26 protein-coding genes are annotated in these 26,551 nt (G+C 64.0%); 20 read left to right on the top strand and 6 right to left on the bottom strand.

The annotated features are described in order from the left end of the window. The first annotated feature begins 11 nt into the window (after nt 1-11). From NKI99_RS17320 to NKI99_RS17300, 5 genes are all read left to right on the top strand, one after another. On the top strand, nt 12-1,205 hold the full coding sequence (locus tag NKI99_RS17320; RefSeq protein WP_352611510.1) for a cytochrome P450: 1,194 nt from the start codon (nt 12-14) through the stop codon (nt 1,203-1,205). After that, nucleotides 1,202-2,689: an aldehyde dehydrogenase gene (locus tag NKI99_RS17315; protein ID WP_352611509.1), complete on the top strand. Its 1,488-nt coding sequence runs from the start codon at nt 1,202-1,204 to the stop codon at nt 2,687-2,689. Before NKI99_RS17320 ends, NKI99_RS17315 begins: the two co-directional genes overlap by 4 nt. A 251-nt stretch (nt 2,690-2,940) precedes the next feature. Next, a complete protein-coding gene (locus NKI99_RS17310; RefSeq protein WP_352611508.1) occupies nt 2,941-3,795 on the top strand; it encodes a MetQ/NlpA family lipoprotein in 855 nt (284 codons plus the stop codon). 92 nt (nt 3,796-3,887) lie between these two features. Continuing rightward, nucleotides 3,888-4,985 (top strand): methionine ABC transporter ATP-binding protein, encoded by a 1,098-nt coding sequence (locus tag NKI99_RS17305; RefSeq protein ID WP_023810830.1) that lies wholly within the window; start codon nt 3,888-3,890, stop codon nt 4,983-4,985. Then, complete coding sequence (locus NKI99_RS17300) at nt 4,966-5,622, top strand: methionine ABC transporter permease (RefSeq protein ID WP_023810829.1); 657 nt, start codon at nt 4,966-4,968, stop codon at nt 5,620-5,622. Before NKI99_RS17305 ends, NKI99_RS17300 begins: the two co-directional genes overlap by 20 nt. 75 nt (nt 5,623-5,697) lie before the next feature. On the opposite strand, the gene NKI99_RS17295 is transcribed toward NKI99_RS17300, so the two are convergent. Then, nucleotides 5,698-6,207: a flavin reductase gene (locus NKI99_RS17295; protein ID WP_023810828.1), complete on the bottom strand. Its 510-nt coding sequence runs from the start codon at nt 6,205-6,207 to the stop codon at nt 5,698-5,700. 6 nt (nt 6,208-6,213) lie between these two features. Next, entirely contained in the window at nt 6,214-7,758 is a 1,545-nt protein-coding gene (locus tag NKI99_RS17290; protein WP_023810827.1) for a 4-hydroxyphenylacetate 3-hydroxylase N-terminal domain-containing protein, read from the bottom strand. 92 nt (nt 7,759-7,850) lie between these two features. On the opposite strand from NKI99_RS17290, the gene NKI99_RS17285 reads away from it, so the two are divergent. The 15 genes from NKI99_RS17285 (at nt 7,851) to NKI99_RS17215 (ending at nt 23,645) form a co-directional block, all read left to right on the top strand. Beyond that, entirely contained in the window at nt 7,851-8,720 is an 870-nt protein-coding gene (locus NKI99_RS17285) for a helix-turn-helix domain-containing protein (protein WP_023810826.1), read from the top strand. 252 nt (nt 8,721-8,972) lie between these two features. Continuing rightward, on the top strand, nt 8,973-9,380 hold the full coding sequence (locus NKI99_RS17280; protein ID WP_245273201.1) for a hypothetical protein: 408 nt from the start codon (nt 8,973-8,975) through the stop codon (nt 9,378-9,380). Between the two features lie 152 nt (nt 9,381-9,532). After that, the gene (locus tag NKI99_RS17275; protein ID WP_023810824.1) at nt 9,533-10,627 is read left to right on the top strand and encodes a transporter substrate-binding protein; all 1,095 of its coding nucleotides are present in this window, start codon (nt 9,533-9,535) and stop codon (nt 10,625-10,627) included. Further along, the gene (locus tag NKI99_RS17270; RefSeq protein ID WP_023810823.1) at nt 10,624-11,241 is read left to right on the top strand and encodes an ANTAR domain-containing response regulator; all 618 of its coding nucleotides are present in this window, start codon (nt 10,624-10,626) and stop codon (nt 11,239-11,241) included. Before NKI99_RS17275 ends, NKI99_RS17270 begins: the two co-directional genes overlap by 4 nt. 19 nt (nt 11,242-11,260) lie before the next feature. Then, nucleotides 11,261-12,127, top strand: coding sequence for an ABC transporter permease (locus NKI99_RS17265; RefSeq protein WP_196815320.1), 867 nt, complete (start codon nt 11,261-11,263; stop codon nt 12,125-12,127). Beyond that, nucleotides 12,124-13,044 (top strand): ABC transporter permease, encoded by a 921-nt coding sequence (locus NKI99_RS17260; RefSeq protein WP_023810821.1) that lies wholly within the window; start codon nt 12,124-12,126, stop codon nt 13,042-13,044. Before NKI99_RS17265 ends, NKI99_RS17260 begins: the two co-directional genes overlap by 4 nt. An 82-nt stretch (nt 13,045-13,126) precedes the next feature. After that, nucleotides 13,127-14,722: an ABC transporter substrate-binding protein gene (locus tag NKI99_RS17255; RefSeq protein WP_502895179.1), complete on the top strand. Its 1,596-nt coding sequence runs from the start codon at nt 13,127-13,129 to the stop codon at nt 14,720-14,722. Next, complete coding sequence (locus NKI99_RS17250; protein WP_352611507.1) at nt 14,712-15,656, top strand: acetamidase/formamidase family protein; 945 nt, start codon at nt 14,712-14,714, stop codon at nt 15,654-15,656. Before NKI99_RS17255 ends, NKI99_RS17250 begins: the two co-directional genes overlap by 11 nt. Before the next feature lie 208 nt (nt 15,657-15,864). Further along, nucleotides 15,865-17,628, top strand: a complete 1,764-nt coding sequence (locus NKI99_RS17245) for an ABC transporter ATP-binding protein (protein ID WP_352611506.1) — start codon at nt 15,865-15,867, stop codon at nt 17,626-17,628. A gap of 209 nt (nt 17,629-17,837) precedes the next feature. Continuing rightward, nucleotides 17,838-19,046, top strand: a complete 1,209-nt coding sequence (locus NKI99_RS17240; protein ID WP_128304150.1) for an ABC transporter substrate-binding protein — start codon at nt 17,838-17,840, stop codon at nt 19,044-19,046. Between the two features lie 12 nt (nt 19,047-19,058). After that, the gene (locus tag NKI99_RS17235; RefSeq protein ID WP_127380924.1) at nt 19,059-19,838 is read left to right on the top strand and encodes an ABC transporter ATP-binding protein; all 780 of its coding nucleotides are present in this window, start codon (nt 19,059-19,061) and stop codon (nt 19,836-19,838) included. Then, nucleotides 19,831-20,541: an ABC transporter ATP-binding protein gene (locus NKI99_RS17230; RefSeq protein ID WP_352611505.1), complete on the top strand. Its 711-nt coding sequence runs from the start codon at nt 19,831-19,833 to the stop codon at nt 20,539-20,541. The genes NKI99_RS17235 and NKI99_RS17230 overlap by 8 nt, the downstream gene beginning before the upstream one ends. Nucleotides 20,542-20,548: 7 nt before the next feature. After that, the gene (locus NKI99_RS17225; protein ID WP_127267609.1) at nt 20,549-21,436 is read left to right on the top strand and encodes a branched-chain amino acid ABC transporter permease; all 888 of its coding nucleotides are present in this window, start codon (nt 20,549-20,551) and stop codon (nt 21,434-21,436) included. 1 nt (nt 21,437) lies between these two features. After that, nucleotides 21,438-22,409 (top strand): branched-chain amino acid ABC transporter permease, encoded by a 972-nt coding sequence (locus NKI99_RS17220; protein WP_352611504.1) that lies wholly within the window; start codon nt 21,438-21,440, stop codon nt 22,407-22,409. Nucleotides 22,410-22,586: 177 nt separating this feature from the next. Beyond that, complete coding sequence (locus NKI99_RS17215; protein WP_352611567.1) at nt 22,587-23,645, top strand: aminopeptidase; 1,059 nt, start codon at nt 22,587-22,589, stop codon at nt 23,643-23,645. Between the two features lies 1 nt (nt 23,646). Here the strand turns inward: NKI99_RS17215 and NKI99_RS17210 are convergent, their stop codons facing one another. From NKI99_RS17210 to NKI99_RS17195, 4 genes are all read right to left on the bottom strand, one after another. Next, nucleotides 23,647-24,633, bottom strand: a complete 987-nt coding sequence (locus NKI99_RS17210) for a methyltransferase (protein WP_352611503.1) — start codon at nt 24,631-24,633, stop codon at nt 23,647-23,649. Nucleotides 24,634-24,757: 124 nt separating this feature from the next. Further along, the gene (locus NKI99_RS17205) at nt 24,758-24,988 is read right to left on the bottom strand and encodes a hypothetical protein (protein ID WP_352611502.1); all 231 of its coding nucleotides are present in this window, start codon (nt 24,986-24,988) and stop codon (nt 24,758-24,760) included. Between the two features lie 104 nt (nt 24,989-25,092). Then, a complete protein-coding gene (gene gloA2 / locus NKI99_RS17200; protein WP_352611501.1) occupies nt 25,093-25,476 on the bottom strand; it encodes an SMU1112c/YaeR family gloxylase I-like metalloprotein in 384 nt (127 codons plus the stop codon). Between the two features lie 93 nt (nt 25,477-25,569). Then, nucleotides 25,570-26,550: a 2-dehydropantoate 2-reductase gene (locus NKI99_RS17195; protein ID WP_352611500.1), complete on the bottom strand. Its 981-nt coding sequence runs from the start codon at nt 26,548-26,550 to the stop codon at nt 25,570-25,572. Nucleotide 26,551 lies beyond the last annotated feature (1 nt).

The following is a 26,551-nucleotide window of genomic DNA, read 5'->3' as shown; positions in this document are numbered from 1 at the left end:
GAGTGGCGGATTTGAGCTTTGCCGAAAATATCACCGTCGAGGCATTGGAAGCCGATCCCTACCCGATCTATGCAGAGCTCAGGCGCAGCGCGCCTGTCGCTTTCGTGCCGGCGGTCAATCTGTGGTTCGTCACCCGCTGGAAGGATGTCGAGAGCGTCGCCAAGTCGCCCGACATCTTCTCCGCCGTCGTCGGCTCGTCGCCGGTCGAGCGCTCCTTCGGCAAGCCCACCATCCTGACCACCGATGGCGAGACGCACAAGCAACTGCGCCAAGGCGTCGACCCGAAATACCGGCCGCGCACAGTCGCCGCCTATGCCAGCGACCTCGTGCGGTCGATCGCCGAACCTTTTCTCGATCGGATCGCCAACCAGGGTTCCGCCGAGCTGATGGCCGACTATTTCGAGCCGGTGTCGACGCTCAGCCTGGCGCGCTCGCTCGGCCTTGCCGACATCGACATGCCGACGCTGCGCCGCTGGTTCTATGGCCTTGCCCAGGGCGCCATCAATTTCGAGAACGACCCGAAGCGGCAGGAGATCGCCGACGCGATCAGCGCCGAGGTCGGCGACGCCATCCTGCCGACGCTGGAAAGGCTTGTCCACGCACCGGATGATTCCGCGCTGTCGCATATGCTGCATGACGGCATGCCGGAGGGCACGACGCGGCCAATCGACTTCCTGATGCCGAGCATCAAGGTCATCCTGCTTGGCGGCATGCAGGAGCCCGGACATGGCGCCGGCTCGATCGTCGCCGGCCTGCTGGCCCACCCCGAACAATTGCGGCAGGTGCTCGCCGATCCCGAGACCTTTGTGCCGAAGGCTGTCGATGAAGGTTTGCGCTGGGTGGCGCCGATCGGCACGCAGACGCGGCAGACGACGCGGGCGGTCGAGCTTGGCGGCGTGACGATCCCCGCCGGCGCCGCGGTAGCCGCCCTCGTCTCTTCGGCAAGCCGCGACGAGAGCCGCTTTGCCGATCCCGACCGCTTCGACATCAACCGCGACGAAGGCAACCATGCCGCTTTCGGCTTCGGCCATCATTTCTGCTCGGGCCGGTTCTTCGCACGCGAGCAGATGTGCCTTGCGGTAAGGCTGTTGCTCCAACGCTTCCCCGATCTCAGCCTTGTGCAGGGCAGGGAACCGGTGTTTCGCGGCTGGGAATTCCGCGCGCCCACCACATTGCATGTGTCCCTTGGAGTCCGTCATCCATGATCAGTCAGGTTGCCATCGACACGCTGCGCAAGACGGAGATCGGCGCGCGGGGCCTGTTCATCGATGGCGCACAGACCGAGGCTACAAGCGGCGAAACCCTGCCGGTGACGTCGCCGGTTGATGGCCGCCCGTTTGCCAGTATCGCCGATGGCAATGCCGCCGACATCGACCGCGCGGTCAAGTCGGCGCGCAAGGCGTTCGAGAAGGGCTCGTGGTCGCGATCAGCGCCGGCCTTTCGCAAGAAGGTGCTGACGAAATTCGCCGAGCTGGTCGAAAAGCATGCCGACGAGCTCGCCGTGCTCGGCGTGCGCGACAATGGCACCGAGATCGGCATGGCCTACAAGGCCGAACCGCTCTCGGCGGCAGGCACCATCCGCTACTACGCCGAGGCCATCGACAAGGTCTATGGCGAGATCGCGCCGACGGCCGACAATGTTCTGGGACTGATCCACAAGGAGCCGCTCGGCGTCGTCGGCGTCATCGTGCCGTGGAATTTTCCGCTGATGATCGGCGCCTGGAAGATTGCGCCGGCGCTTGCCGCCGGCAATTGCGTGGTGGTCAAGCCCCCGGAAATCGCTTCGCTCACGCTGCTGCGGCTGGCCGAACTGGCAAGCGAGGCCGGACTTCCCGCCGGTGTGCTCAATGTCGTCACCGGCCGTGGTTCGGTTACCGGCGAGGCGCTCGGCCTGCATATGGATGTCGACGCCATCGCCTTCACCGGTTCCGGCCCGGTCGGCCGGCGGCTGCTCGAATATTCCGCTCGCTCCAACCTGAAACGCGTCTTCCTCGAACTCGGCGGCAAGTCGCCCAACATCGTCTTTGCCGATGCTCCCGACCTAAAACAGGCGGCGGGCGTCTCGGCCAACGGCATTTTTCGCAATTCCGGCCAGGTCTGCGTCGCCGGCTCGCGCCTGCTCGTCCAGGCGTCGGTCTATGACCGTTTCATGGACGAGCTTCTCTTGGCAACGACCCGGCTGAAAGTCGGCGACCCGCTCGATCTCTCCAGCGACATCGGCGCGGTGTCGAGCGCCGAACAGCTGGACAAGAACCTCGGTTTCGTCGCCAGGGCCACGGAAGAAGGTGCCCGTCTCGTCACCGGCGGCGAACGGATCCTGACCGAGACCGGCGGCAGCTACATGGCGCCGACGATCTTCGAGAACGTCACGCAAGACATGCAGCTTGCGCGTGAGGAGGTGTTCGGGCCCGTACTCGGCGTCATGCGCTTCGAAACCGAGGAGGAGGCGGTTCGGCTTGCCAATTCGACCGTCTACGGGCTTGCCTCCGCGGTGTGGACCGCCAACCTCTCCACCGCGCATCGCATGGTGCGCGCCATCAATGCCGGCGTCGTCCACGTCAACACCTATGGCGGCGCCGACATCACCGTGCCGCTCGGCGGCGTCAAGCAGTCGGGCTTCGGCCGCGACAAGTCGCTGCACGCGCTGGAGAAATATCTGGAACTCAAGACCGCGTGGATCGCGCTTTGAGACCAACCGTGGCGCTGGCCTGCCTCCGAATCTGACCTTCCCACGGAGATGCCCAGGATCGCCTTAGATCCGGCGGCGGTCGGCCGAGCGCCGTCTTGTTCTCTCTTCGTTGGAATTTTTGAGAGAATATTCCTGGCTTTGGCGAGAACGGCGAAACGCGTTCTTTGATTAAATCAATAGAATTCCTGACGATGTGATCAAGGCTAGGCAGTCCGCTTGGCCGCATGACTTCACAACTGCAGAGATCAATCATGTCCGACTTCAAAAACACTTTGCCATCTTCCTCAGGGTCAACCATCAACCGGCGCAGCGGCCTGGCTCTGCTGTTCGCATCGGCCGTAGCGATCGGTAGCCTGATGGCACCGCATGCATCGTTCGCCGAGGACAAGAAGGCGATCAAGGTCGGCATCATCAGCGGCGAGGACGAGGATGTCTGGCGCGTCGTCGTCGCGCAAGCCGCCGAAAAGGGCCTCGCCATCGAGACCGTGGTGTTCAACGACTACACCCAGCCCAACGAGGCGCTGGAGCGCGGCGAAATCGACGCCAACGCCTTCCAGCACCAGCCCTATCTCGACAACCAGATCAAGACACAGGGCTATCACATCGTGCGTGTCGGCTATACCGGCGTCTGGCCGATCGGCCTCTACTCGAAGAAGTACAAAGCAGTCGCCGACCTGCCCGAGGGCGCGGTCGTCGGCGTGCCGAACGACCCATCCAACGAAGGCCGGGCGCTGCGCGTGCTGCAGAACGAGGGCGTGATCAAGCTGAAAGACGGCACCGGCATTCTGGCCACCACCGCCGACATCGCAGAGAATGCCAAGAAGGTGGTGATCAAGGAACTCGACGCCGGCATCGTCGGCCGCTCGGTCGAGGATCTCGACGCGGCCGTGGTCAACACCGACTGGGCGCTGAAAAGCGGCCTGACGCCGGAAAACCGCATCGCGCAGGAGCCCATCGCCGACAATCCCTACCGCAATTTCATCGCGGTGAAGGCCGGCAACGAGAACGAGGCCTGGGTGAAGACGCTGGTGGCCTCCTATCAGAACGAGGCGGTGAAGGCCGAGTTCGACAAGGTCTACAAGGGCACCGGCCTCAGCGCCTATTGATCCGATCGTCGACCGGACGCCCGGTTCGAGAGCAACAGCGGTCCGCGCTCAGGCGCGGGCCGCGATTGCGTTTTCGGAGAACAGGAACATTCATGAACCAGCATATCACAGCATCCGGGGACACCACCGATCCGACCCGCGCCCGGCCCGACGCATCTCAGGATGTCGTGCGCCTCGTCGACCTGAATCGCCGCTTCGGTGTGACGGCGGCGCTCGACGGCATTTCGCTGACCGTGCGCAAGGGCGAGATCCTCGGTATTATCGGTCGCAGCGGCGCCGGCAAGTCGACGCTGATCCGCTGCCTGAACGGGCTGGAAAGGCCTGACTCCGGCGAAGTGTTCATCGAGGGCCGCGAGATCAGCCGGCTAGGCGAGCGCGACCTGCAGCCGTTGCGGCGACGCATCGGCATGATCTTCCAGCATTTCAACCTGCTGTCGGCCAAGACCGTCGAGGACAATGTGGCGCTGCCGCTGAAGATCGAGGGCCGCCCGAAAGCCGAGAGGCTGAAGCGCGCCGCCGAACTGCTCGATCTCGTCGGCCTGTCGGAGAAAGCAAAAGCCTATCCGGCGTCGCTGTCGGGTGGCCAGAAGCAGCGCGTCGGCATCGCCAGGGCGCTGGCAGCACGGCCGGCGCTGCTTTTGTCGGATGAAGCCACTTCGGCGCTCGATCCGGAGACGACGCGCTCGATCCTTGCGCTGCTCAGGGATATCAACCGGCAGCTCGGCCTGACCATCCTGCTGATCACCCATGAGATGGAGGTGATCCGCTCGATCGCCGACCGCGTGGCGGTGATCGATGCCGGGCGCATCGTCGAGGAAGGCCCGGTCTGGTCGGTGTTCGCCGACCCGCGCTCGGACATCACCAGAAGCCTGCTCGGCGCCATCCGGCCGCAGCTGCCAGCCGAACTGGCGGCCCGGCTGCTGCCGGGGGCCGGCGCGGAGACGATCCTGCGCGTGGATGTGGCCGGCGAAGCGGCAAGCGGGCCATTGCTGTCCGACCTTGCCACGGCTGTTCCAGGCACCTTCCGCCTCGTCCATGGCGGCATCGACCATATCCAGCAGCAGCCGGTCGGCACGCTGTTCCTTTCGGTTCCCGGCAGCGATGCAAATCATCTCGCTGACATCATCACATTCCTGAAGGCCCGCCAGGCGCGGGTGGAGGTGCTTGGCCATGTCGCCGATCCTGTTTGAACTTCTGCTGCGTTCGATCTGGGAGACGGTGCTGATGACGGCCGCCTCCGGCCTCATCTCGCTGGTCTTCGGCCTGCCGCTCGGCCTGGCCTTGATCGCCACCGAACGCGGCGGGATTGCCGAAAGCCTGTGGGTGAACCGGTCGCTTGGCGCCGTCATCAACGGCTTCCGTTCGGTGCCCTTCATCATTCTTCTGGTCGCGCTCATCCCGGTGACGCGGCTGATCGTCGGCACCTCGATCGGCACATGGGCGGCCATCGTGCCGCTGTCGATCGCCGCCACGCCCTACTATGCGCGCATCGCCGAAGTGTCGCTGCGCGAAGTCGATCGCGGGCTGATCGAGGCGGCGCGCGCCATGGGCGGCAACCGCTGGACGATCATCCGCGAGGTGCTGGTGCCGGAAGCCCTGCCCGGCATTGTCGCCGGCTTCACGGTGACGCTGGTGACGCTGATCGGTGCCTCGGCCATGGCCGGCGCCATCGGTGCCGGCGGCCTCGGCGACCTCGCCATCCGCTACGGCTATCAACGATTTGAGACGTCCATCATGATCGCCGTGGTCATCGTGCTGATCATCCTGGTCTGCGGCATCCAGTGGGCGGGGGACCGGCTGGTGGCGAGGCTGGATCGGCGGGGGTGAAAGACTGGCTGATGGCACGGCCGGGGACGGGATAGGCGGAGGCCTTCCCGCCACCAAACCGTCTGACGCCCGGCTTCACCCGCCAAAGCTGCCCAGCCGCGTCGGCTGCGTATAGCTGCGGTCGACATAGAGCAGGGCCGAGCCGCCGCTGCCGTGCCGGACATCGATGACGCGGCCGATCATGACATTGTGCGTGCCGACGATATGCACAGTCTCGATCTCGCAATCGAAATTGACGATCGCATCCGACAGCGCCGGCGTACCGGAGGTCAGCGTCTGCCAGCGTGCGGCGGAGTAGCGCGCTTCCATGTCCCTGGTCGCGCCGGCGAACTTTCCCGCCAGATGCATGTGGTCATGCGTCAGCACGTTGACGCAGAAGCGCTGGTTGGACAGGAACATGGCGGCCTGCGTCGAGCGCCCGTTCATGCACACCAGCAGCGTCGGCGGCTCGTCGGAGACGCTGCACATGGCGGTGGCGGTGAAGCCGCCGCGCCCTGCCGGGCCATCGGTGGTGACGATGTTGACCGGCGCGCAGACCCTCGCCATGGCGTCGCGGAAATCGGTTTTCGAAATCTGCGTGGCCATCTGGTTTCACTCGGCCGTTGAGACAAGCGGATTGAACCAGGTATCGCCCGTCCAGCCATTCTCGTCATAGTCGGCCATGCAGGTGTCGACGAGCTCTTCCATCGCCTTCAGCCGCCCGCCGCGTTCAGCTCCTTTCAGCACCTGCAGCCGCACCTCTTCCGGCGCGCCGGCATAGTTGAGCTCGTAGAGCGCGTGACGGCCGCCGAACTCGGTGCCGGTCGCGTCCCACAAAAGCTTCATGATCTTGATGCGCTCGATGTGGCCCATGTCGTTGGAGCCGCGCACATATTGCGCCAGATACTTGTCGATCTCGGGGTTGTTGAAGTCGCGCACCGACGACGGCAGGTAGATCAGCCCGGACGCGATCACCCGGCGCACGGTGTCGATGACGCGCGGATAGGCTTCCGACATGAAGGTGCGGTAGGCGAGCGCGGCTTCCAGATTGGGCAGCACCGCACCATTCGCCCACGGGATCGGGTTGTAGGCCATGGCGTTGGAAAAGCTCCAGAACATGTGCCGCAGTGCAATGACCTCGCCCAGTGCCGCCTGGTTGCCGCGGAAAGCATCGCCGCCCGTGGCGCGCAGCGCCTTGGCCAGCAGGCCGGCGAGGAAATCGAGCTTGACGGCGAAACGCGTGCAGCCCTGGAAGCAGTAGCCATGCATGAAGCCGGACGCCGGGTGGAAGGACAGGATCTTCTGCGCATCGCGCAGCACCAGCACGTCCTCCCAGGGGATGAAGACATTGTCGAGCACCAGGATCGCGTCGTTCTCGTCGAAGCGTGACGACAGCGGATAGTCGAACGGCGCCGCCACCGTGTTGGCCGTCTGCTCGTAGGAGACGCGGCAGAACATCTTTATGCCCGGCGCATTCATCGGCACGATGAACATCACCGACAGCGACGGATCCTCGGTGACCGTCGCCGATCCCTGCGCCAGGAAGTTATAGTGCGTCAGCGCCGAGGACGTCGCCACCACCTTGGCGCCGGAGACGTAGATGCCGGCATCCGTCTCCTTGGTGATGTGGACGAAGACGTCCTTCACCTGTTCGGCCGGCTTGTGGCGGTCAATCGGCGGGTTGACGATGGCATGGTTCATGAACAGCACGGCTTCCTGGGCACGCCTGTGCCAGGACAGGGCATTGTCCCTGAACGGCCCGTACCAGTCTGCATTGGCGCCGAGCGTATTCATCAGCGCCGCCTTGTAGTCGGGCGTGCGCCCCATCCAGCCATAGGACATGCGTGACCACTCGGCGATCGCCGTCTGCTGGGCGGCGAGTTCGCCAGAGGATTTGGCGACGCGGAAATATTTGTGGGTGTAGCCGCCCGAGCCGGTGTCGGTCGGCGAAGTCAGCGTGTCCCGTCGCAGGGGATCATGCAGCGCATCGTAGAGGCGCGCCAGCGACCGCGCCGAATTGCGCATCGACGGGTGCGTGGTGACATCGGCAATGCGTTCGCCATTGATATAGACCTCGCGGCCGTCGCGCAGGCTCTCCAGATACTCGGCCCCGGTGAACGGCCGTGCCTTGTCGGCGCGGAAGTCTTCTGATCGCATGATGGTCCTCCTCTTGAGTCGCAACACTAGCGCCTTGGGCATGCATCGGTTATGGACGGAACGGCAAAACCGATTGGACTTTTTCAGGCGCCATGAGCCAGAATTCCATCCCCGACTTCTTCGTCTATGGCGAGCCTGTGCGGCCGCTCGATGTCGGGTTCCTGCATGTCGAGACGGTGCTTGCGCGCAGCAATATCCATCTTGGTCAGGTTGCGGCGCACAAGCATCCGCAGATGGGCCAGATCACCTACTGGACCAGCGGCTCCGGCACCTACCGTATCGAAGACCGATCCTGGGACTTTTCGGCGCCTGCCGTCAGCTTCGTGCCGAGCGCTGTCGTGCATGGCTTCTCGATCGGACCCGGCACCGATGCCATCGTCGTCTCGGTCGCCGACGGCGCGCTCGCGGCCATCGCCGCTCACAGCCTGCTGCCGCTGGACAGGCCGGTCTTTGCCGACGGTCTGCCACGACACGCAGCGTGGGCGAGACTGGCGGCGGTGCTGGAGATGATCGCCGCCGAATATGCCGAGGCGCAAGCCGGCAATGACAGGGTCCTGCCGGCGCTGATCGCCGTCGCACTCTCCCACATTGCGCGCCTCAGCCCCGGCGTGACCGCCTCCGCCGCCTCTTCCGATGCTTCGCTGGCGCGGGGCCTGCGTCGGCTCGCCGACACGCATTTCCGCGACAACTGGCCGGTCGATCGCTACGTCGAGGCGCTGGCCACCACGCCGCATCTTCTCGACAAGGCTGCCCATGCGGTTCTGGGCGCCGGCGTCAAGCGGGTCGTCAGCGAAAGGCGGCTGCTGGAGGCCAAGCGCCTGCTGCTGTTCACCGTACGCACGGTGGAGGACATCGCCTACGAGATCGGCTTCGACGACCCGGCGTATTTTTCACGGTTCTTTCGCGCGCGAGTCGGCGAAGCGCCCGCCGCCTGGCGCCGGAAGCACTTGCAGGGCCATTGATCCTGCGTGAAATGCAGACCCCGTGACGCGCAATCCTCGATGTTGCAGCCACAGCCACTTTTTCGTGAAGCTGAACGGGTTGATCCCTTCGCCTGCCTGCCTAGGTAGAAAGGAGCGGCGGGTGCCACGCAAATCTGACATCGGACCAATCTGACGGTCGGCATGATATTTTCCTGCATTCAAAAGCTTGCCCTTCCTATTCTCTTCGTTGGCATCCAGTCTTCCTGCGTCGTTCCCGACGATACGTCGCGCGTGGCCAAGGTTGACCCCACCGCGGCGGCGGCTCGCAAGGAGATGGTCGGCCTCAGCGAAGCCGACGTCCGCATGTGCGCGGGGTTTCCGACCGCCACCGCGGACGCCGGCCGATCGGGCCAGATCTGGTCCTATAAGCGCGTCGTTCAGCGCGGCAATCTCAGCATCGTCGTCCCAACCATGGCATTGGGCGCGATCCCGGCGGTCGGTGGCTCCGTCAATGTCGCTCCCGGCGGTTATTGCGATACGCAAATTCGCATGGTCGACGGTCGCGTCGCCGAAGTTGCCTACGCCGGCGACAACAATATGCCGAACAGGCGCGACGCGCTTTGTGTCAGCACGGTGGACGCCTGCGTGACCTATGCGCGTCAACACGGTCAGAGGCCAGTGGCAGCGAAACGGCGATGACGGTCACGCAAATATCGTTGAGGGCTTGACTGACCCGCCGGACAGAATACGCTAGCGCAAAATACCGGCTCTGATCGCCGGGCGGCAAGAATGCCTCGTATGCCTCGCCCTCCCGGCGCTGGCTGCGAGGCATTGTCATTTTGGGGATCTGTTTGAAACGGCGTATCGAGATCGGCATCCTATATTCCCGCTCGGGAAGCTATCAGCTCGTCTCCGATGCGTGCCGCATCGGCGCCATGCGCGCCATCGCCGACATCAACGCCGATCGCAGCTCAGGTATCGAACTGGTGCCGGTCGAGCGCGATCCGCAAAGCAATGCCGACCGCTACGCAACGCTGTGCGAGGATATTTTCAGGACCAGCAGCGCGCGCCATGTCGTCGGGTGCGTCACCTCGTGGAGCCGCAAGGAAACCATTCCGGTGCTCGAGAAGGCGGGCGGCATGCTGTGGTACGCCTGCCCCTATGAGGGCTTCGAGGCCAACGAGCACGTCGTCTACATGCACGCCTGCCCCAACCAGCATCTGGTGCCGTTGATGGCGCATGTCGTGCCGCGTTTCGGCGCCAACGGTTTCCTGCTTGGCTCGAACTATATCTGGGGCTGGGAGATGAACCGCGTCGCCCGCGACCTGATCGCCGATGCCGGCGGCAAGGTTCTGGGCGAACGCTATCTGCGCATCGGCGAGACCGACGTGTCGCGTCTGATCGCGGAAATCCGCGCCACGCGGCCGAACTTCATCCTCAACAACCTGATCGGCACCTCGTCCTACGCCTTCCTCGCGGCCTATCGCGACCTAGGTCACGAGGATGCCGCCTTCAGTCCCGAGACTTGTCCCGTCATCTCCTGCAACCTCACCGAAGGTGAGCTGCCGGCGATCGGTGAATCCGGCAAGGGACATCTATCGGTCGGGCCGTACTTCGCGCCGCGGCCGGCCGCCTTCGCCTCGTCTTTCGAGGCCTCCGCCTATGCCTCCGTGCAGGTGATGGCCGACGTGCTCTCCAGCAATCCCGAAGCCGGTCCGGCGGAATTTTCCAGAGCCTTCGCAGAACGCCGCTTCTCCACCCGGCTCGGGCCGATCGCCATCGACGCGCACTCGCAGCACGCCACATTGCCGGTGATCATCGGGCGGATCGCGGACGGCTTCTTCGAGGTCGTCAGCCGCGAAGACGAAGTCGCGCCGGATCCCTATCTGTCGCGCTACGACCCGGCAAAAACATTCGGCCGCCCACGCCTGAGGGTGGTGTCGTGACGAGAGCCCCACGCATCCCCAATCTCGGCGGCGCCAAGGCGTTTATCCTGCATCGCCCGCATCCGACGGTGCAGGCGATCACCAGGCAATTGTCGGCCATCGGCCTGATCACGCTGGACTGCTGGCCGGAACTGCCGCCCGAGGCGCTGGCGGCCGATTTCGTGTTCTTCGACGCCGATCTCGGTTTCGACGAGCAGTTCCCCTGGAAGCCGGGCGAGGCGCCGATGCCGCTGGTGGCGCTGATCGGCTCCGAGGCGCCGGGCCGCATCGAATGGGCGCTGTCGCACAAGGCCGATGCCCAGCTCCTGAAGCCGGTCGGCAATGCCGGCGTCTACAGCGCGCTGCTGATCGCGCGCCAGAGTTTCGAGGCGCGAAAACACCTGGCCAGTGAGATTGCCTCGCTTCGCCAGCGCGTCGCCGAGCGCCAGACCATCGTGCGCGCGGTCACCGCACTGGCGAAAGGCACCGATGACGGCCGCGCCTATGCGCAGCTTCGCTCGCTGGCTATGAGCTGGCAGATCAGCGTCGAGGATGCCGCGCGGCGGATCGTGGCAATGACAAGTGAAGAAGCAACAGGGGAAGAAGGCGGCGATGACCAGTCCCATCGCGCCTGATCTCACCGCGCCAGGGCGCATGCCGGTCAAACCACGCGCCGGCGTCTGGCGCCGGCTGGTCAGGCGCCGTCTCGCACTGCTTGGGCTGATGATCGTCGCCATTGTCGTTGCCGGCGCCGTGCTGGCGCCATGGCTGACTGGCTATGATCCCAACGAGCAGATGTTCGACGGCCTGACCATCGAGGGCTCGCCCTTGCCGCCGGATGCAAAATTCTGGCTGGGCACCGACCTGCTCGGCCGTGACCTGTTGACCCGCATCCTCTACGGCGCCCGCACCTCGCTGATCATCGGCATCGTCGCCAATGGCGTGGCGCTGTTCATCGGCACGCTGGTCGGTGTTGTCGCCGGCTATTTCCGTGGCTGGATCGGCAGCGCGCTGATGCGCTTCACCGATTTGATGATGGCGTTTCCGGCACTGCTGCTCGCCATTTGCCTGGCGGCGGTGTTCGAGCCCAGCCTGTGGATCGTCGCCATGGTCATCGCGCTGGTCAACTGGGTGCAGACCGCCCGCGTCATCTACACCGAAACCTCTTCGCTGGCCGAGCGCGAATTCATCGACGCCGAACGCACCATTGGGGCGAGTGCACCGCGCATCCTGTTTCGCCATATCCTGCCGCATCTGCTGCCGACCATCATCGTCTGGGGCACGCTCGGCATCTCGACCACGGTGCTGCTCGAGGCGACACTCTCCTTCCTCGGCATCGGCGTGCAGCCGCCGACGGCGTCGTGGGGCAACATCATCTTCGAGAACCAGACCTATTTCCAGGCCGCACCCTGGCTGGTGTTCTTCCCCGGTGCCGCGATCCTGGCGCTGGCGCTGGCCTTCAACCTGATCGGCGACGCACTGCGCGACATCCTCGATCCGACGCAGAGGGGCCGGGCATGATCGCCTATCTCGGCCGCCGCCTGATCCAGTCGCTGCTGATCCTGCTCGGCGTCTCGCTGATCACTTTCGCGCTGCTCTATCTCCTGCCCGCCGATCCGGTGCGCCAGATCGCCGGTCGCAGCGCCACGCCGCAGACGGTCGAGAACATCCGCCAGCAGCTCGGCCTCGACCAGCCCTTCATCGTCCAGTACTGGCGCTATCTCACGAAGCTCATCAGCGGCGATCTCGGCCGCTCCTACATCCAGCGCTCCGAAGTCACCGAGCTGATCGTCTCACGGCTGCCGGCCAGCTTGTTGCTGATGGTCGGCGCCATCCTGTGCGAGCTGCTGCTCGGCCTGAGCATGGGCCTGATCGCTGCCGTCAAGCGCGGTACCGCCACCGACCAGACGCTGATGGTCGCCTCCTTCGTCGGCGTTTCGGCGCCGCAATTCGTCGTCGGCCTGCTGCTGCTCTACGTCTTTGCCGTGCGGCTCAGCTGGTTCCCGATCGGCGGCTATGGCACCTGGCGTCATCTCGTGCTGCCGTCGCTGACCATGGGCATACTCGGCGCCGGCTGGTACGCCCGCATGATGCGCTCGTCGATGATCGATGTTCTGCGCCAGGATTATGTCCGCACCGCCCGCGCCAAGGGCTTGGCGCGGCGAGCCATCCTGTTCCGCCATGCACTGCCCAACGCCATCCTGCCGGTCATCGCCATGATCGGCATCGACATCGGCATCTTCATGGGTGGCATTGTCGTCGTCGAAAGCGTGTTCGGCTGGCCTGGCATTGGCCAGCTGGCGTGGCAGGCCATCCAGCGCGTGGACATCCCGATCATCATGGGCGTCACCCTGATCTCGGCCTTCGCCATCGTGCTCGGTAATCTGCTGGCCGACGTCATCGCGCCCTTCATCGACCCCCGCATCAAGCTCAGATGAAAATGAAAACCAGATAGAGAAAGGGAACATAAAAATGAAAAAGTTTCTCGCATCCACGGTAGCGGTATCGGCGCTGGCGCTGATGCTCGGCATGACAAGTGTTCGCGCCGAAGACGCCGTCGACCCGAACGCCAAGCAGGGCGGCGCCATCACCATCACCTACAAGGACGATGTCGCCACGCTCGATCCGGCGATCGGTTATGACTGGCAGAACTGGTCGATGATCAAGAGCCTGTTCGACGGGCTGATGGACTACGAGCCGGGCACCACCAATTTGAAACCCGACCTCGCCGAAAGCTACGAGATCTCGCCCGACGGCAAGACCTTCACCTTCAAGCTGCGCCATGGCGTGAAATTTCACAATGGCCGCGAAATGACCGCCGACGACGTGAAATATTCGCTCGACCGCGTCACCAATCCAAAGACCCAGAGCCCCGGCGCCGGCTTTTTCGGCTCGATCAAGGGCTATGACGATGTCGCCGCCGGCAAGGCCGAGAGCCTCTCCGGCGTCACCGTCGTCGACCCCTACACGGTCAAGTTCGAACTGACCCGCCCCGACGCAACCTTCCTGCATGTCATGGCCATCAACTTCTCGCATGTCGTGCCGAAGGAAGAGGTCGAGAAATACGGCGCCGATTTCGGCAAGCATCCGGTCGGCACCGGCGCCTTCAAGCTCGCCGAGTGGACACTCGGCCAGCGCATCGTCTTCGAGCGCAATGCGGACTATTGGCACAAGGGCCTGCCGCATCTGGACAAGATCACCTTCGAGATCGGCCAGGAGCCGATCGTTGCGCTGCTGCGCCTGCAGAAGGGCGAGATCGACGTGCCCGGCGACGGCATTCCGCCGGCAAAATTCCAGGAGGTGATGGCTGATCCCGAGCAGAAGGCGCGCGTCGTCGAAGGCGGCCAGCTGCACACCGGCTATGTCACCATGAACACCACCATGGCGCCGTTCGATAATGTGAAGGTGCGCCAGGCGGTCAACATGGCGATCAACAAGGCGCGCGTGATCCAGATCATCAACGGCCGCGCCGTGCCGGCCAATCAGCCGCTGCCGCCGTCGATGCCGGGCTACGACAAGGAATACAAGGGCTATCCCTATGACGTCGCCAAGGCCAAGGCCCTGCTTGCCGAGGCCGGCCATCCCGATGGTTTCGAGACGCAATTGTTCGCCATGAACACCGATCCCAACCCGCGCATCGCCCAGGCGATCCAGCAGGACCTGGCGGCCATCGGCATCAAGGCCAGCATCCAGTCGCTCGCCCAGGCAAACGTCATTGCCGCCGGCGGCGACAAGGCCGGCGCACCGATGATCTGGTCCGGCGGCATGGCCTGGATCGCCGATTTCCCCGATCCGTCGAACTTCTACGGCCCGATCCTCGGCTGCGCCGGTGCGGTGCCGGGCGGCTGGAACTGGTCGTGGTATTGCAACAAGGATCTCGACGCCAAGGCGGCCGAGGCCGACTCGGTGGTCGATCCCGCCAAGGCTGGCGAACGCGACAAGATGTGGAGCGCCATCTACGACAAGGTGATGGAGGACGCGCCTTGGGCGCCGGTCTTCAACGAGCAGCGCTTCACCATGAAATCGGCGCGCATGGGCGGCGCCGACAACCTCTATGTCGACCCGGTCCATATCCCGATCAACTACGACAATGTGTACGTAAAAGATGTGCAATAACTGCGACTACACCATCCACGGGCGCCAACATCATTTCGGCTGGGACAATTCGTTTGCCCCGGCCGAGCGGGTGGCGCCCGGCTCGACCATCGAGTTCCAGTGCCTGGATTCCTCTGGTGGCCAGTTGAAGGCCGACAGCACGGTCGCCGACGTCGCCAAGCTCGACTTCGCCACCGTCAATCCGGTGACCGGGCCGATCTTCGTCGAGGGCGCCGAGCCGGGTGACGCACTGAAGGTGACGATCGAGATGTTCAAACCGTCCGGCTTCGGCTGGACGGCCAACATTCCGGGCTTCGGGCTGCTCGCCGACGACTTCAAGGAGCCGGCGCTGAACATCTGGAAGTACGACGCTGCCTCGCTCGAGCCGGCGCTGTTCGGCAAAAATGCGAGGGTGCCGCTGAAACCCTTCGCCGGCACCATCGGCAACGCCCTGGCGGAAAAGGGTCACCACTCGGTGGTCCCGCCAAGACGCGTCGGCGGCAATCTCGACATCCGCGATCTCGCCGCCGGCACCACGCTGTACCTGCCGGTGGAAGTGGCGGGCGCGCTGTTTTCGGTCGGCGACACCCATGCCGCGCAAGGCGACGGCGAGGTCTGCGGCACGGCAATAGAGAGCCCGATGGACGTCGTGCTCAAGCTCGACCTGGTCAAGGATGCCAGGCTGAAGACGCCGCGCTTCACCACGCCAGGCCCGGTGACGCGCCATCTCGACGCCAAGGGCTATGAGGTGACGACGGGAGTTGGGCCGGACCTGATGACGGGTGCAAAGGAGGCGGTTGCCCAGATGGTCGACCTGCTTTCCACCCGCTACAGAATAGACCCCGTCGAGGCCTACATGCTGGCCTCGGTCTGCGGCGATCTCCGCATCAGCGAGATCGTCGACATGCCGAACTGGGTGGTGTCGTTCTACTTCCCGCGCTGCGTGTTTGAATGAGGTTGGGCCGGCGCTGCACCCCCCTCTGTCCTGCCGGACATCTCCCCCGCAAGGGGGGAGATCGGATGTCACGACGGGCTTCGCCACTTTTCAACGGTGACGAATGGACGCCGCGGCAAAGCCGCCAATCTCCCCCCTTGCGGGGGAGATGTCCGGCAGGACAGAGGGGGGTGTGCCGGAGTAAATCCCCCTCCGGGTCACACGCGCAATGATCGCCGCCAGCAAACCCATCCTCCACATCGCCAACCTCTGCGTCAGCGTGCGCGGCGAAGATGGCGAGCGCGAGGTCGTCTCCGACCTGTCGCTGACTTTGGCGCGTGGCGAGACGCTCTGCATTGCCGGTGAATCCGGCTCCGGCAAATCGATGACCGCACTGGCCATCATGCAATTGCTGCCGCAGCCCGCAGCCCGCATATCGTCTGGGAAAATCCATCTCGGCGATACAGATATGACAACTCTGGACGAGCGCCGGATGCGGCGCATCCGCGGCGACCGCATCGCCATGATCTTCCAGGAGCCGATGACCTCGCTCAACCCCGTGCTGTCGATCGGCCGGCAGCTCACCGAATCCATCGAGGCACACACCAGCCTGTCGCAGGGCGAAGTCCGCCGGCGCGCCATCGAGGCTCTGAAAGCGGTGCGCATTTCGGAAGCCGAAAGCCGGCTAAAGCAGTTTCCGCACGAACTGTCCGGCGGCATGCGCCAGCGGGTGATGATCGCCATGGCGCTGGCGCTCGAGCCGGACGTGCTGATCGCCGACGAGCCGACGACGGCACTTGACGTCACCGTGCAAGGCGAGGTGCTGGAGCTGCTGCGCGACCTGCAGCGCCAGCACGGCACCAGTGTCATCCTGATCACCCACGACATGGGCGTCGTCGCCGAAATGGCCGACCGCGTCATCATCATGCGGCATGGCCGCATGGTCGAAGAGGGAAAAACCGCTGACATTTTTGCCAGGCCCCAAGCCGACTATACGCGCGAGCTGCTGGCCGCCGTGCCGCGCATTGGCAGCGGTGTCGGGCGCCAGAAATCCAGGAATGCCGAGACGGCAAGGCCGGCCAATATCGCCGAGGTCAACGACCTGCATGTCCGCTTCGACCAGCATGGCGGCTTCTTCGGCCGGGTCACCCGTCGCGTCCACGCCGTCGAAGGCGTTAGCTTTTCGATCGCGCCCAACGAGACGCTGGCGCTGGTCGGCGAATCCGGTTGCGGCAAGTCGACCACCGCCAAGGCGCTGGCCGGACTGGTGCCCTACAGCGGAGGCGTCGTCATCGGCGGCCGCAATTTGTCTGGCCTTGGCCGCGACGAGCGTAAGGCGGTGCGCCGCGACGTGCAGATGATTTTTCAGGATCCCTACGCCTCGCTCGACCCGCGCATGCGCGTCGGCGAACTCGTCGCCGAGCCGCTGCTGATCCATGGCATCGCCTCGAAGCAAGAGCGCAGCGACCGTGTGGCCGCGCTGTTCGAGCGCGTCGGCCTGTCGGCCGATCAGATGGAACTCTATCCGCATGAATTCTCCGGCGGCCAGCGCCAGCGCGTCTGTATTGCGCGTGCCCTTGCGCTGCGGCCGAAGCTGATCATCGCCGACGAAAGCGTCTCGGCGCTCGACGTCTCGGTGCAGGCGCGCGTGCTCGATCTGTTGAAGGAATTGCAGCGCGAATTCGGCGTCGCCTATCTCTTCATCTCGCATGACATGGCTGTGGTCGAGAACATCTCCGACCGCGTCGCCGTCATGTATCTCGGCCAGATCGTCGAGATGGGCACGCGCGACCAGGTCTTTTCCAACCCGCGTCATCCCTACACCAGGCGGCTGATCGAAGCCGTGCCCGTGCCCGATCCGGCTAAGCGGCGAAGCCGCTTCGCCCGCCTCGACCAGGAGATCCCGAGCGCCACCCGCAGGATCGGCGAGGCGCCGTTGAAACTGGCGCTGAGGGATGTCGGCAACGGCCACCTCGTCGCCGCCGAGGGCTGAGGCAAGTACCGCCGCGGGTCGCGGTTCACGTGTTTGTGTTTCTATCTCGGGCTCAACGCCGGCATTCTGTCCCCAAAGCGCATCGCTTCGAACACGAAATCCGGGACGGCCTCTTGCCCTCTGTCCCTATCTTCCTCATGTTCAATACCATTGCGATGATCGATCGTAGGAGGGTCGGTCGGATTCATCGCTATGGGAGGAAGTCAACCATGAAGGTAAGCCTTTTCGTTTCCGCAGCGCTTCTCGCCGCATCCGCGATCCCCGCCTCGGCCGCCGACATTTCCGACGGCAAGGTCAAGATCGGCATCCTCAACGACCAGTCGGGCGTCTATGCCGATTTCGGCGGCAAGTGGTCGGTCGAGGCGGCCAAGATGGCGGTCGAGGATTTCGGCGGCAAGGTGCAGGGAGCGCCGATAGAAATCATCAGCGCCGACCACCAGAACAAACCGGATATCGCCTCCAACATCGCCCGGCAGTGGTACGACACCGAGCAGGTCGATGCCATCATGGAACTGACGACCTCTTCGGTGGCGCTCGCCGTCCAGGGGATTTCCAAGGAAAAGAAGAAGATCGATATCGTTACCGGCGCGGCGACCACCGAGCTGACCGGCAAACAATGCTCGCCCTATGGCTTCCACTGGGCCTATGACACACATTCGCAAGCGGTGGGGACCGGCGGCTCTCTCGTGCAGCAGGGCGGCGACAGCTGGTTCTTCGTCACCGTCGACTATGCATTCGGCTATTCGCTGAAGGATCAGACCACCAAGTTCGTCGAGAGCCATGGCGGCAAGGTGCTGGGCGAGGTGCGTTACCCCCTGGGATCGACCGATTATTCGTCCTTCCTGCTGCAGGCGCAATCGTCGGGCGCCAAGGTCATCGGCCTGGCCAATGCCGGCCTCGATACCTCCAACTCGATCAAGCAGGCGGCCGAATTCGGCATCGTGCAGGGCGGTCAGCGTCTTGCCGCACTCCTGTTCACGCTGGCCGAGGTGCATGGGCTTGGCCTTCAAGCGGCGCAGGGCGTTGTGCTGACCGAAGGCTATTATTGGGATCGCGACGACAAGAGCCGCGAATTCGGGCAGCGCTTTTTCAAGCGCACCAACCGCATGCCGAACATGATCCAGGCCTCGACCTATTCGGCGGTGACGCAGTACCTGAAAGCGATCGACAAGGCCGGCACGGACGAGACCGAAGCGGTCGCCAAGCAACTGCATTCGATGCCCGTGGACGACGCCGCGATAACCAACGGCAAAGTGCAGGCGGACGGCAACATGGTCCATGACATGTACCTCTATCAGGTCAAGTCGCCAGCCGAGAGCACCCAGGAGTGGGACTACTACAAATATCTCGCCACCATTCCTGGCAACGAGGCCTTCCTTAGCGAAAAGGAAAGCGGCTGTCCGACGGCCGGCCAGTGATCGGCGCGGCCGATGGCGCCGACTGACCTGAGCGCGAACGAGCCGCCTGTGGTGCTTTCCGCCCGCGGGTTGCGGCGCGACTTTGCCGGCTTCATCGCCGTCAAAAACGTCGATCTCGATGTCCGCCATGGCAACATCCATGCCCTGATCGGACCCAACGGCGCCGGCAAGACGACCGTCTTCAACCTGCTCACCAAGTTCCTGGCGCCGACCAGCGGCAGGATCGAGCTGCTCGGCCACGACATCACCCGCACCTCGCCGGCCAGGGTCGCGCGGATGGGCCTGGTGCGCTCGTTCCAGATATCGGCGATTTTTCCGCACCTCAGCGTGCTCGACAATGTCCGCGTCGCGCTGCAGCGGCCGGGCGGGCTCAGCGTTCAGTTCTGGCGCTCGCTGGCGGCGCTCGACCGGCTGACGCCCCGCGCCGAGGAATTGCTGCGCTCGGTCGGTCTCGACGACGCCAGGAACAGGCTCGCCGGCGACCTTTCCTACGGCAGGAAACGCGTGCTCGAGATCGCCACGACCCTGGCGCTCGACCCGAAAGTGCTGCTGCTGGACGAGCCGATGGCCGGCATGGGGCATGAGGACGTGGCCACGGTTTCCGACCTGATCCGTTCGGTGGCCAGGGATCGCGCCGTGCTGATGGTCGAGCACAATCTGACTGTCGTGGCCGACCTTTGCGACTGGATAACGGTCATGCAGCGCGGCGAGGTGCTCGCCGCCGGCGACTACGCCACCGTCAGCCGCGACGAGCGCGTCAAGATCGCCTATATGGGCACCGCCGATGACTAGTGCCGCACCTCTGCTTGCAGTCAGCGGCCTCAACGCCTGGTATGGCGAGGGCCATGCGTTGCACGGCGTCGATCTGGAGGTGTTTGCCGGCGAGACGGTCACGCTGCTCGGCCGCAACGGCGTCGGCAAGACGACAACGCTGCGCGCCATCATGGGGCTGATCCGCAAGCGAACCGGCCGGATCGCTTTCGACGGCGCGGATCTGATGCGGCTGCCGCTGCACCGGACCGCGCATCAAGGCATCGGCTTCGTACCGGAGGAGCGCGGCATCTTCGCGACGCTGACCGTCGACGAGAACCTGGTTCTGCCGCCGGTCGTCGCCGAAGGCGGCATGAGCGCCGAGGAGATATTCGATCTGTTCCCCAATCTGAAGGAGCGGCGCAACAGTCCCGGCACGAGGCTGTCGGGCGGCGAACAGCAGATGCTGGCGATCGCACGCATGCTGCGGACCGGCGTGAAGATGCTGCTCCTCGACGAACCGACGGAGGGGCTCGCTCCCGTCATCGTGCAGCGCATCGGCGCGTTGCTGGCGACGTTGAAAAAGCGCGGCATGACGATCCTGTTGGTGGAGCAGAACTTCCGCTTCGCCAGCCGTGTCGCCGATCGTTTCTATCTGATGGAGCACGGCAAGGTGGTGGCGGGGTTTCCGGTCGGCGAGTTGCCGGACCGCATGACGCAGCTCCACGAAGTCCTGGGTGTATGATGGCGCCATGACCATGATCTTCGGAATCCCCGTTCAGGCCTTCCTCGGCCAGTTGCTGGTCGGCCTGATCAACGGCTCGTTCTACGCCATGCTGAGCCTGGGCCTGGCGGTCATATTCGGCCTGCTGCGGGTCATCAATTTCGCCCATGGCGCCCAATATATGCTCGGCGCCTTCGTCGGCTATCTGCTGCTTACCTATCTCGGCATCGGCTACTGGCCCGCCTTGATCCTTGCGCCGCTGATCGTCGGTGTCTTCGGCATCGTGGTCGAGCGCCTGGCGCTGTCGCGGCTGTACGATCTCGATCCGCTCTACGGCCTGCTCTTCACCTTCGGCCTCGCGCTCGTGCTCGAAGGCATCTTCCGCTACTATTACGGCGTCTCGGGAAACCCCTACGCGGTGCCGCCGCTGCTTTCGGGAGGCACCAATCTCGGCTTCATGTTCCTGCCCAACTATCGCGGCTGGGTCGTCGTCGCCTCGCTGATCGTCTGCTTCGGAACCTGGGCGCTGATCGAGAAGACCAGGCTCGGTTCCTACCTGCGCGCGGCAACCGAGAATCCCCGCCTCGTCCAGGCTTTCGGCGTCAACGTGCCGTTGCTGCTGACCCTGACCTACGGCCTCGGCTCCGCGCTGGCCGGGCTTGCCGGGATTCTGGCAGCGCCGATCTATCAGGTGAGCCCGCTTATGGGGTCGGATCTCATCATCGTCGTCTTCGCCGTCGTCGTGGTCGGCGGCATGGGATCGATCCTTGGCGCCATCGTCACCGGCTACATGCTTGGCCTTGCCGAAGGCCTGACCAAGGTCTTCTACCCCGAGGCCTCCAACCTCGTGGTCTTCGTCATCATGGCGATTGTGCTTCTGGTCCGGCCGGCCGGCCTGTTCGGAAGGGACGCCTGACATGTCGGAACTGACGCTTCGCGAGACATCGGCCAAAACCTCGGCACGGCTTGAATGGACGCTGGTCGGGCTCGGCATCCTGGCGCTGCTGGTGGCGCCTTTCCTGATCTATCCGATCTTCCTGATGAAGATGCTGTGCTTCGCGCTGTTTGCCTGCGCGTTCAATCTTCTGCTTGGTTACACCGGGCTGCTGTCATTCGGCCACGCAACCTTGTTTGGCGGCGCCGCCTACTTCACCGCGCATGCCGTCAAGGTCTGGGGCTGGCCGCCGGAAGCCGGCATTCTGCTCGGCATGGCGGGTGCGGCCTTGCTCGGCCTCGTCATGGGCTTCTTCGCCATTCGCCGGCAAGGCATCTATTTCGCCATGATCACGCTGGCGCTGTCGCAGATGTTCTTCTTCTTCTGCGTGCAGGCGCCGTTCACGCAAGGCGAGGACGGCATTCAGGGCATACCGCGCGGCATGCTGCTAGGCGTCCTCGACCTGAACGTCTCGCTGAACATGTATTATTTCGTGCTGGCGGTTTTCCTGATCGGCGTCTTCGCCATCTGGCGCATCGTCAATTCGCCGTTTGGCATGATCCTGCGCTCGATCCGCGAAAACGAGAATCGCGCCATTTCGCTGGGCTATTCCGTCGCCAACTACAAGCTCGGCGCCTTCGTCATGTCGGCGGCACTGGCCGGGCTGGCAGGCTCGCTCAAGGCCATCGTCTTCCAGTTCGCCACGCTCACCGACGTCACCTGGCAGATGTCGGGCGAGGTGATCCTGATGACGCTTCTCGGCGGCATCGGCACGATGGTAGGGCCGATCATCGGCGCCAGCCTGGTCATCGGCTTGGAAAACACCCTTGCCACCTCCGGCTTTCCGGTGACCATCGTCACAGGCCTGATCTTCATGGTGTGCGTGCTCGTCTTCCGGCGCGGCATCGTCGGCGAATTTTACGCGCGGATTTTCGGGCGGGCGGGAAAGGACTGATCAGCTGCAGGTTGATGGGACGCGGCTTGCGCGTGATGACGAATGCGTCTCCCCCAATGAGCACCTGTCCGGATTCTTCAGAAAACTATAGACCTCGATCAATCGATGCGACTGCTTGCGACCTGGGGCAATCGCGACCCCATCGGAACGGGTGAGCACTGCTGTGGACAAATCGTGATGCGCGCATTCTTTCGATTGGTTGCGGTTATGACCGTGGTGTCCGGCGTGACCGGCTGCACCAGTATTTCCTACTACGCGCAATCCATGAAGGGTCATCTGCGGATCATGACCGCACGCCAGGATGTCGGAAAACTGATCGAGGATCCTTCGACGCCGAAGGCGTTGCGCGCCCGAATGGCATCGGCGAGCGCCATAAGACAGTTCGCAACGGATGAGCTGGCGCTGCCCGACAACAACAGCTACCGCAGCTATGTCGACATTGGTCGGGATTCGGTGACATGGGCCGTCTTCGCCGCGCCGGCATTTTCGCTGACGCTGCGAACATGGTGTTTTCCCGTTTTCGGCTGTGTTCCCTACCGGGGGTATTTCTCCAGGAAGTCCGCGACTGAAACCGCTGTCGAACTTCAAGGACAGGGCATGGACGTCTATGTGACGGGCATCACGGCATATTCCACGCTTGGCTGGTCGAGCGACCCGCTGCTCAGCACGATGTTCGGCCAGGATGAAACCTATCTTGCAGCGCTGGTGTTCCATGAGCTGGCCCACCAGCGCGTCTATGTGCACGACGATTCCGCTTTCAACGAGGCGTTCGCTGTCGCCGTCGAAACAACCGGCGTGAAAAAATGGCTGCGCGCGACTGGCGATACCGCCGCATTGCGCCGTTACGAAGCTGCCCGGAGGCGCAAGGCTGAATTTCTTGCGCTGGTGTCGCGGACCCGCGACGAGTTGGCGCAAGTCTATTCCAACTCCGGTACCTCGGAGCAAAAACTGGCCGCGAAGACGGCCGCGATTGAACGGCTGCGGATGCGCTACCGACACATGCGCGATAGGCGCTGGGGCCGATACCGGGGATACGATGCCTGGTTCGCTTCCCCGATCAACAATGCAAAGCTCGCCGCGACGTCCGTCTATAGCGATCGCGTGACCGCGTTTCTGCGCCTGTTCGACTTGTGCTCGGGCGACTATGTCAGGTTCTATGCATCGGTCCGGCGGATTGGCGCACTGGACGAAGCTCACCGCGTCGAAGCACTTGCGGCGGCAGATCGCTGTTATTGAGTCAGCCCGAGAGTCGCCCACGAAACAACGTGCAGCCGTCCGTCAGGCGCGACCTGGAGATATCGCGGAATCCAGCCTCGGTCATCCACGCGCGATACTGACCTTCAGTGTACGATTCGCCGTGGCGATAGAGGTTCAGAAAGGTGAGATTGAGAAAGACACCCTCAGGCGGGCCGAGGCGGTCGTCATCGACGACACCCCACCCCGCAATTGCGATCTCGCCGCCATGTGTAAGGCAACGCGCCGCGTTCAGGATCGAACTGCGCGCCTTGTCCGGCGGAAGCACCTGGACGACGGCCTTCAGGATCGCCAGATCGTGCCGACCTATCGATGGCGCGGCGGTTATATCTCCCTCTTCGACAACCACGTCGTCGGCACCGTATTCCGACAGGATAGCTGGCGCGACCGCTGCGACCGTTGGCAGTTCCATCAGCGTCGCCGCAATGTGCGGCCACCGCTCGCGAAGCCCGACCAGTATGGTCCCGGCGCCTCCGCCGATGTCGATCACCGAACCGATCGCCGAGAGGTCCATCTCCTGCGCCAGATGTCGGCCGAAAATCACCCCGCCCGGCGCGAGCATGCGGCTGAAGGCGGCCGCGGCCTCAGGTCCCGCTTCGGAAAAGTCGTGCAGCGCAGCCGGCCGGTTCTGCCGCAGCGACTCGGCGGTTAGTAGGTCGGCTCCCCAGAGCTCGCGCAGGAGCGCATGATCGCCGCCGCGATAGGTTGGCTTGGACGCATCGAGGAAGGCCGACGCTTCGGCTCCGTTGCGAAATTGACCATCCTCGACTTCAAGGAGGCCGATGCTGGCGAGCGCGTAGAGGAGCCGGGACAGACGATCGGGTTCGACTTTGAGCGTGGCCCCGAGGCTGTCAGCAGTCACCGCGCTTTCACTGAGCCGGGTGAAGATGCCAAGGTCCAATCCGGCGCGAAGCGCCAAGGCGGGGGGCACCGCTGCGATCAACTTGTCGATCCGATCAAAATCCACCATGTCACATCCTCTCCGCGATCCAGGATCGGCCTTGAAACAACTCCCATACGATTGGAACCTGCGTGCGGCGCATGTCCCGGCTGAGAACTCCCAACGACGCGGTTGAGATCGCCCGCGCGCGGCTCTAGTCTGAGAACCTCACGCTCACGCCGCGCTGCCGAAAATAAGCCTGCATCAACTTGCGGCCCGAGCGGTTGTTCTGCGCCAGCTTGGTCGGATCGAACACCGCCTGTTTGATCCCCTCTCGCGTCAGCGCCGCCTTAAGCGCCGCGATATGTGTGTCGATGTAGGCATTGTCCGCCCGGAGCGAGGCATAGATGCTCTCGGTCGCCTCGGCCACGGTCAGTTCGCTCATTGGTGTCGTCCTTTGGTTGGTTGGGCGGCGCTTAGCACAGATTCGCGGTCCGCCGATACCGAGACCGTCAGTACACAGCGCCCGTCGCGAAAGCGAACCGTTCCTTATGGGGCTTCGTAGAGTTCCAGCGGCAATCCATCCGGGTCTCTGAAAAAGGTAAACCGTTGGTCTGTGTATGGGTCGATCCGGATTGGCTCGACGGCAACGCCTGTGGCTTCCAGGCGGATAATTACGGGCTCAAGAATAGCCACAGCAAATGCCAGATGTCTCAGGCCTGTAGCCTCTGGGTGGGACGGCCGCATCGCCGGTGCAGGGAAGGAGAACAATTCCAGTTGGGCCGACCCGATCCGCAGATCCGCCTTCCATGACTGCCGCTCCTCCCGATAAACCTCCCGGATCAGATCGAGGCCGAGGAGTTCGACGTAGAACCGTCGCGACCGGTCATAGTCGGTGCAGATGAGCGCGACGTGGTGAATGGCGTTCAGCATGCTGCTAACTCCAGTCAAGGGGATATGAGGCCAAGGTGCTTCAAGGCCTGGACGTCGCGCGCCACGGCTCCGATTTGCCTTGTCCTTCCCACCTCACCCATAACACCCGCGTTCCACCGCCAGCCGCCGCACCAGCGCCAGCACGGCATCGATGGTCGGGGTCGGCTTGTCCGTTAGCCGGCCAAGTTCCTGCACCGCGCTCACCAGCGCGTCGATCTCCATCGGCCGGCCGCGCTCCAGGTCCTGCAGCATCGAGGTCTTGTGTTCGCCGACATCGCCGGCGCCCTTGATGCGCCGGTCGACCGCTATGGGAAAGCGCACGCCGAGGCTTTCGCCGATCGCCTGCGCTTCCAGCATCATGGTGCGAGCGAGCGTGCGGGTGCCTTCGTCGGCGACAATTGCGGCAAGCGTGCTGCCGGTCAGCGCCGAGATCGGGTTGAAGGACAGATTGCCCCACAGCTTTACCCATATCTCGCCGCGGATGTCGTCGCGCACCGGCACCTGCAGGCCGGCCTTGACCATTTCCTCGGCCAGAAGCGTAACCCGTTCGCTGCGCTCGCCGGAGGGTTCGCCGAGCGAGAAACGCTTGCCCTCGATATGGCGGATGAGGCCCGGCGCATCGACTTCGACGGCGGGATAGATGACCGAGCCGATGACGCGGTCCGGTCCGATCTGCTGCCAGATCGCGCCGCCGGGGTCGACCGCGTTCAGCCTGGTGCCTTCCAGCGGCCCGCCGACGCCGTGGAAATACCACCAGGGCACGCCGTTCTGCATGGTGACGACTGATGTGTGGTCCCCGAGCAGCGGCGCGATCTGGTCAAGGGCCGTGGTGAGGGAATGGGCTTTTAGCGCCAGAACCACATAATCCTGGACGCCAAGTTCCTCGGCTTTCGCGGCGGCCCGGACGGGGACGGACGTCTCCTGGCCGTCCTCGATCAGGCGCAGGCCATTTGCCTTGATCGCTTCCAGATGCGCCCCGCGCGCGACGATCGAAAGATCGGTCCGCCCAGTCATGGCGAGCTTGGCCGCGAGATAGCCGCCGATCGCGCCGGCGCCGAAGATGGTGATCTTCATC

This window comes from Mesorhizobium sp. M0239, assembly GCF_040321815.1.
Taxonomy (GTDB): Bacteria; Pseudomonadota; Alphaproteobacteria; order Rhizobiales; family Rhizobiaceae; genus Mesorhizobium.
This window is presented reverse-complemented; position numbering and strand designations above follow the sequence as displayed.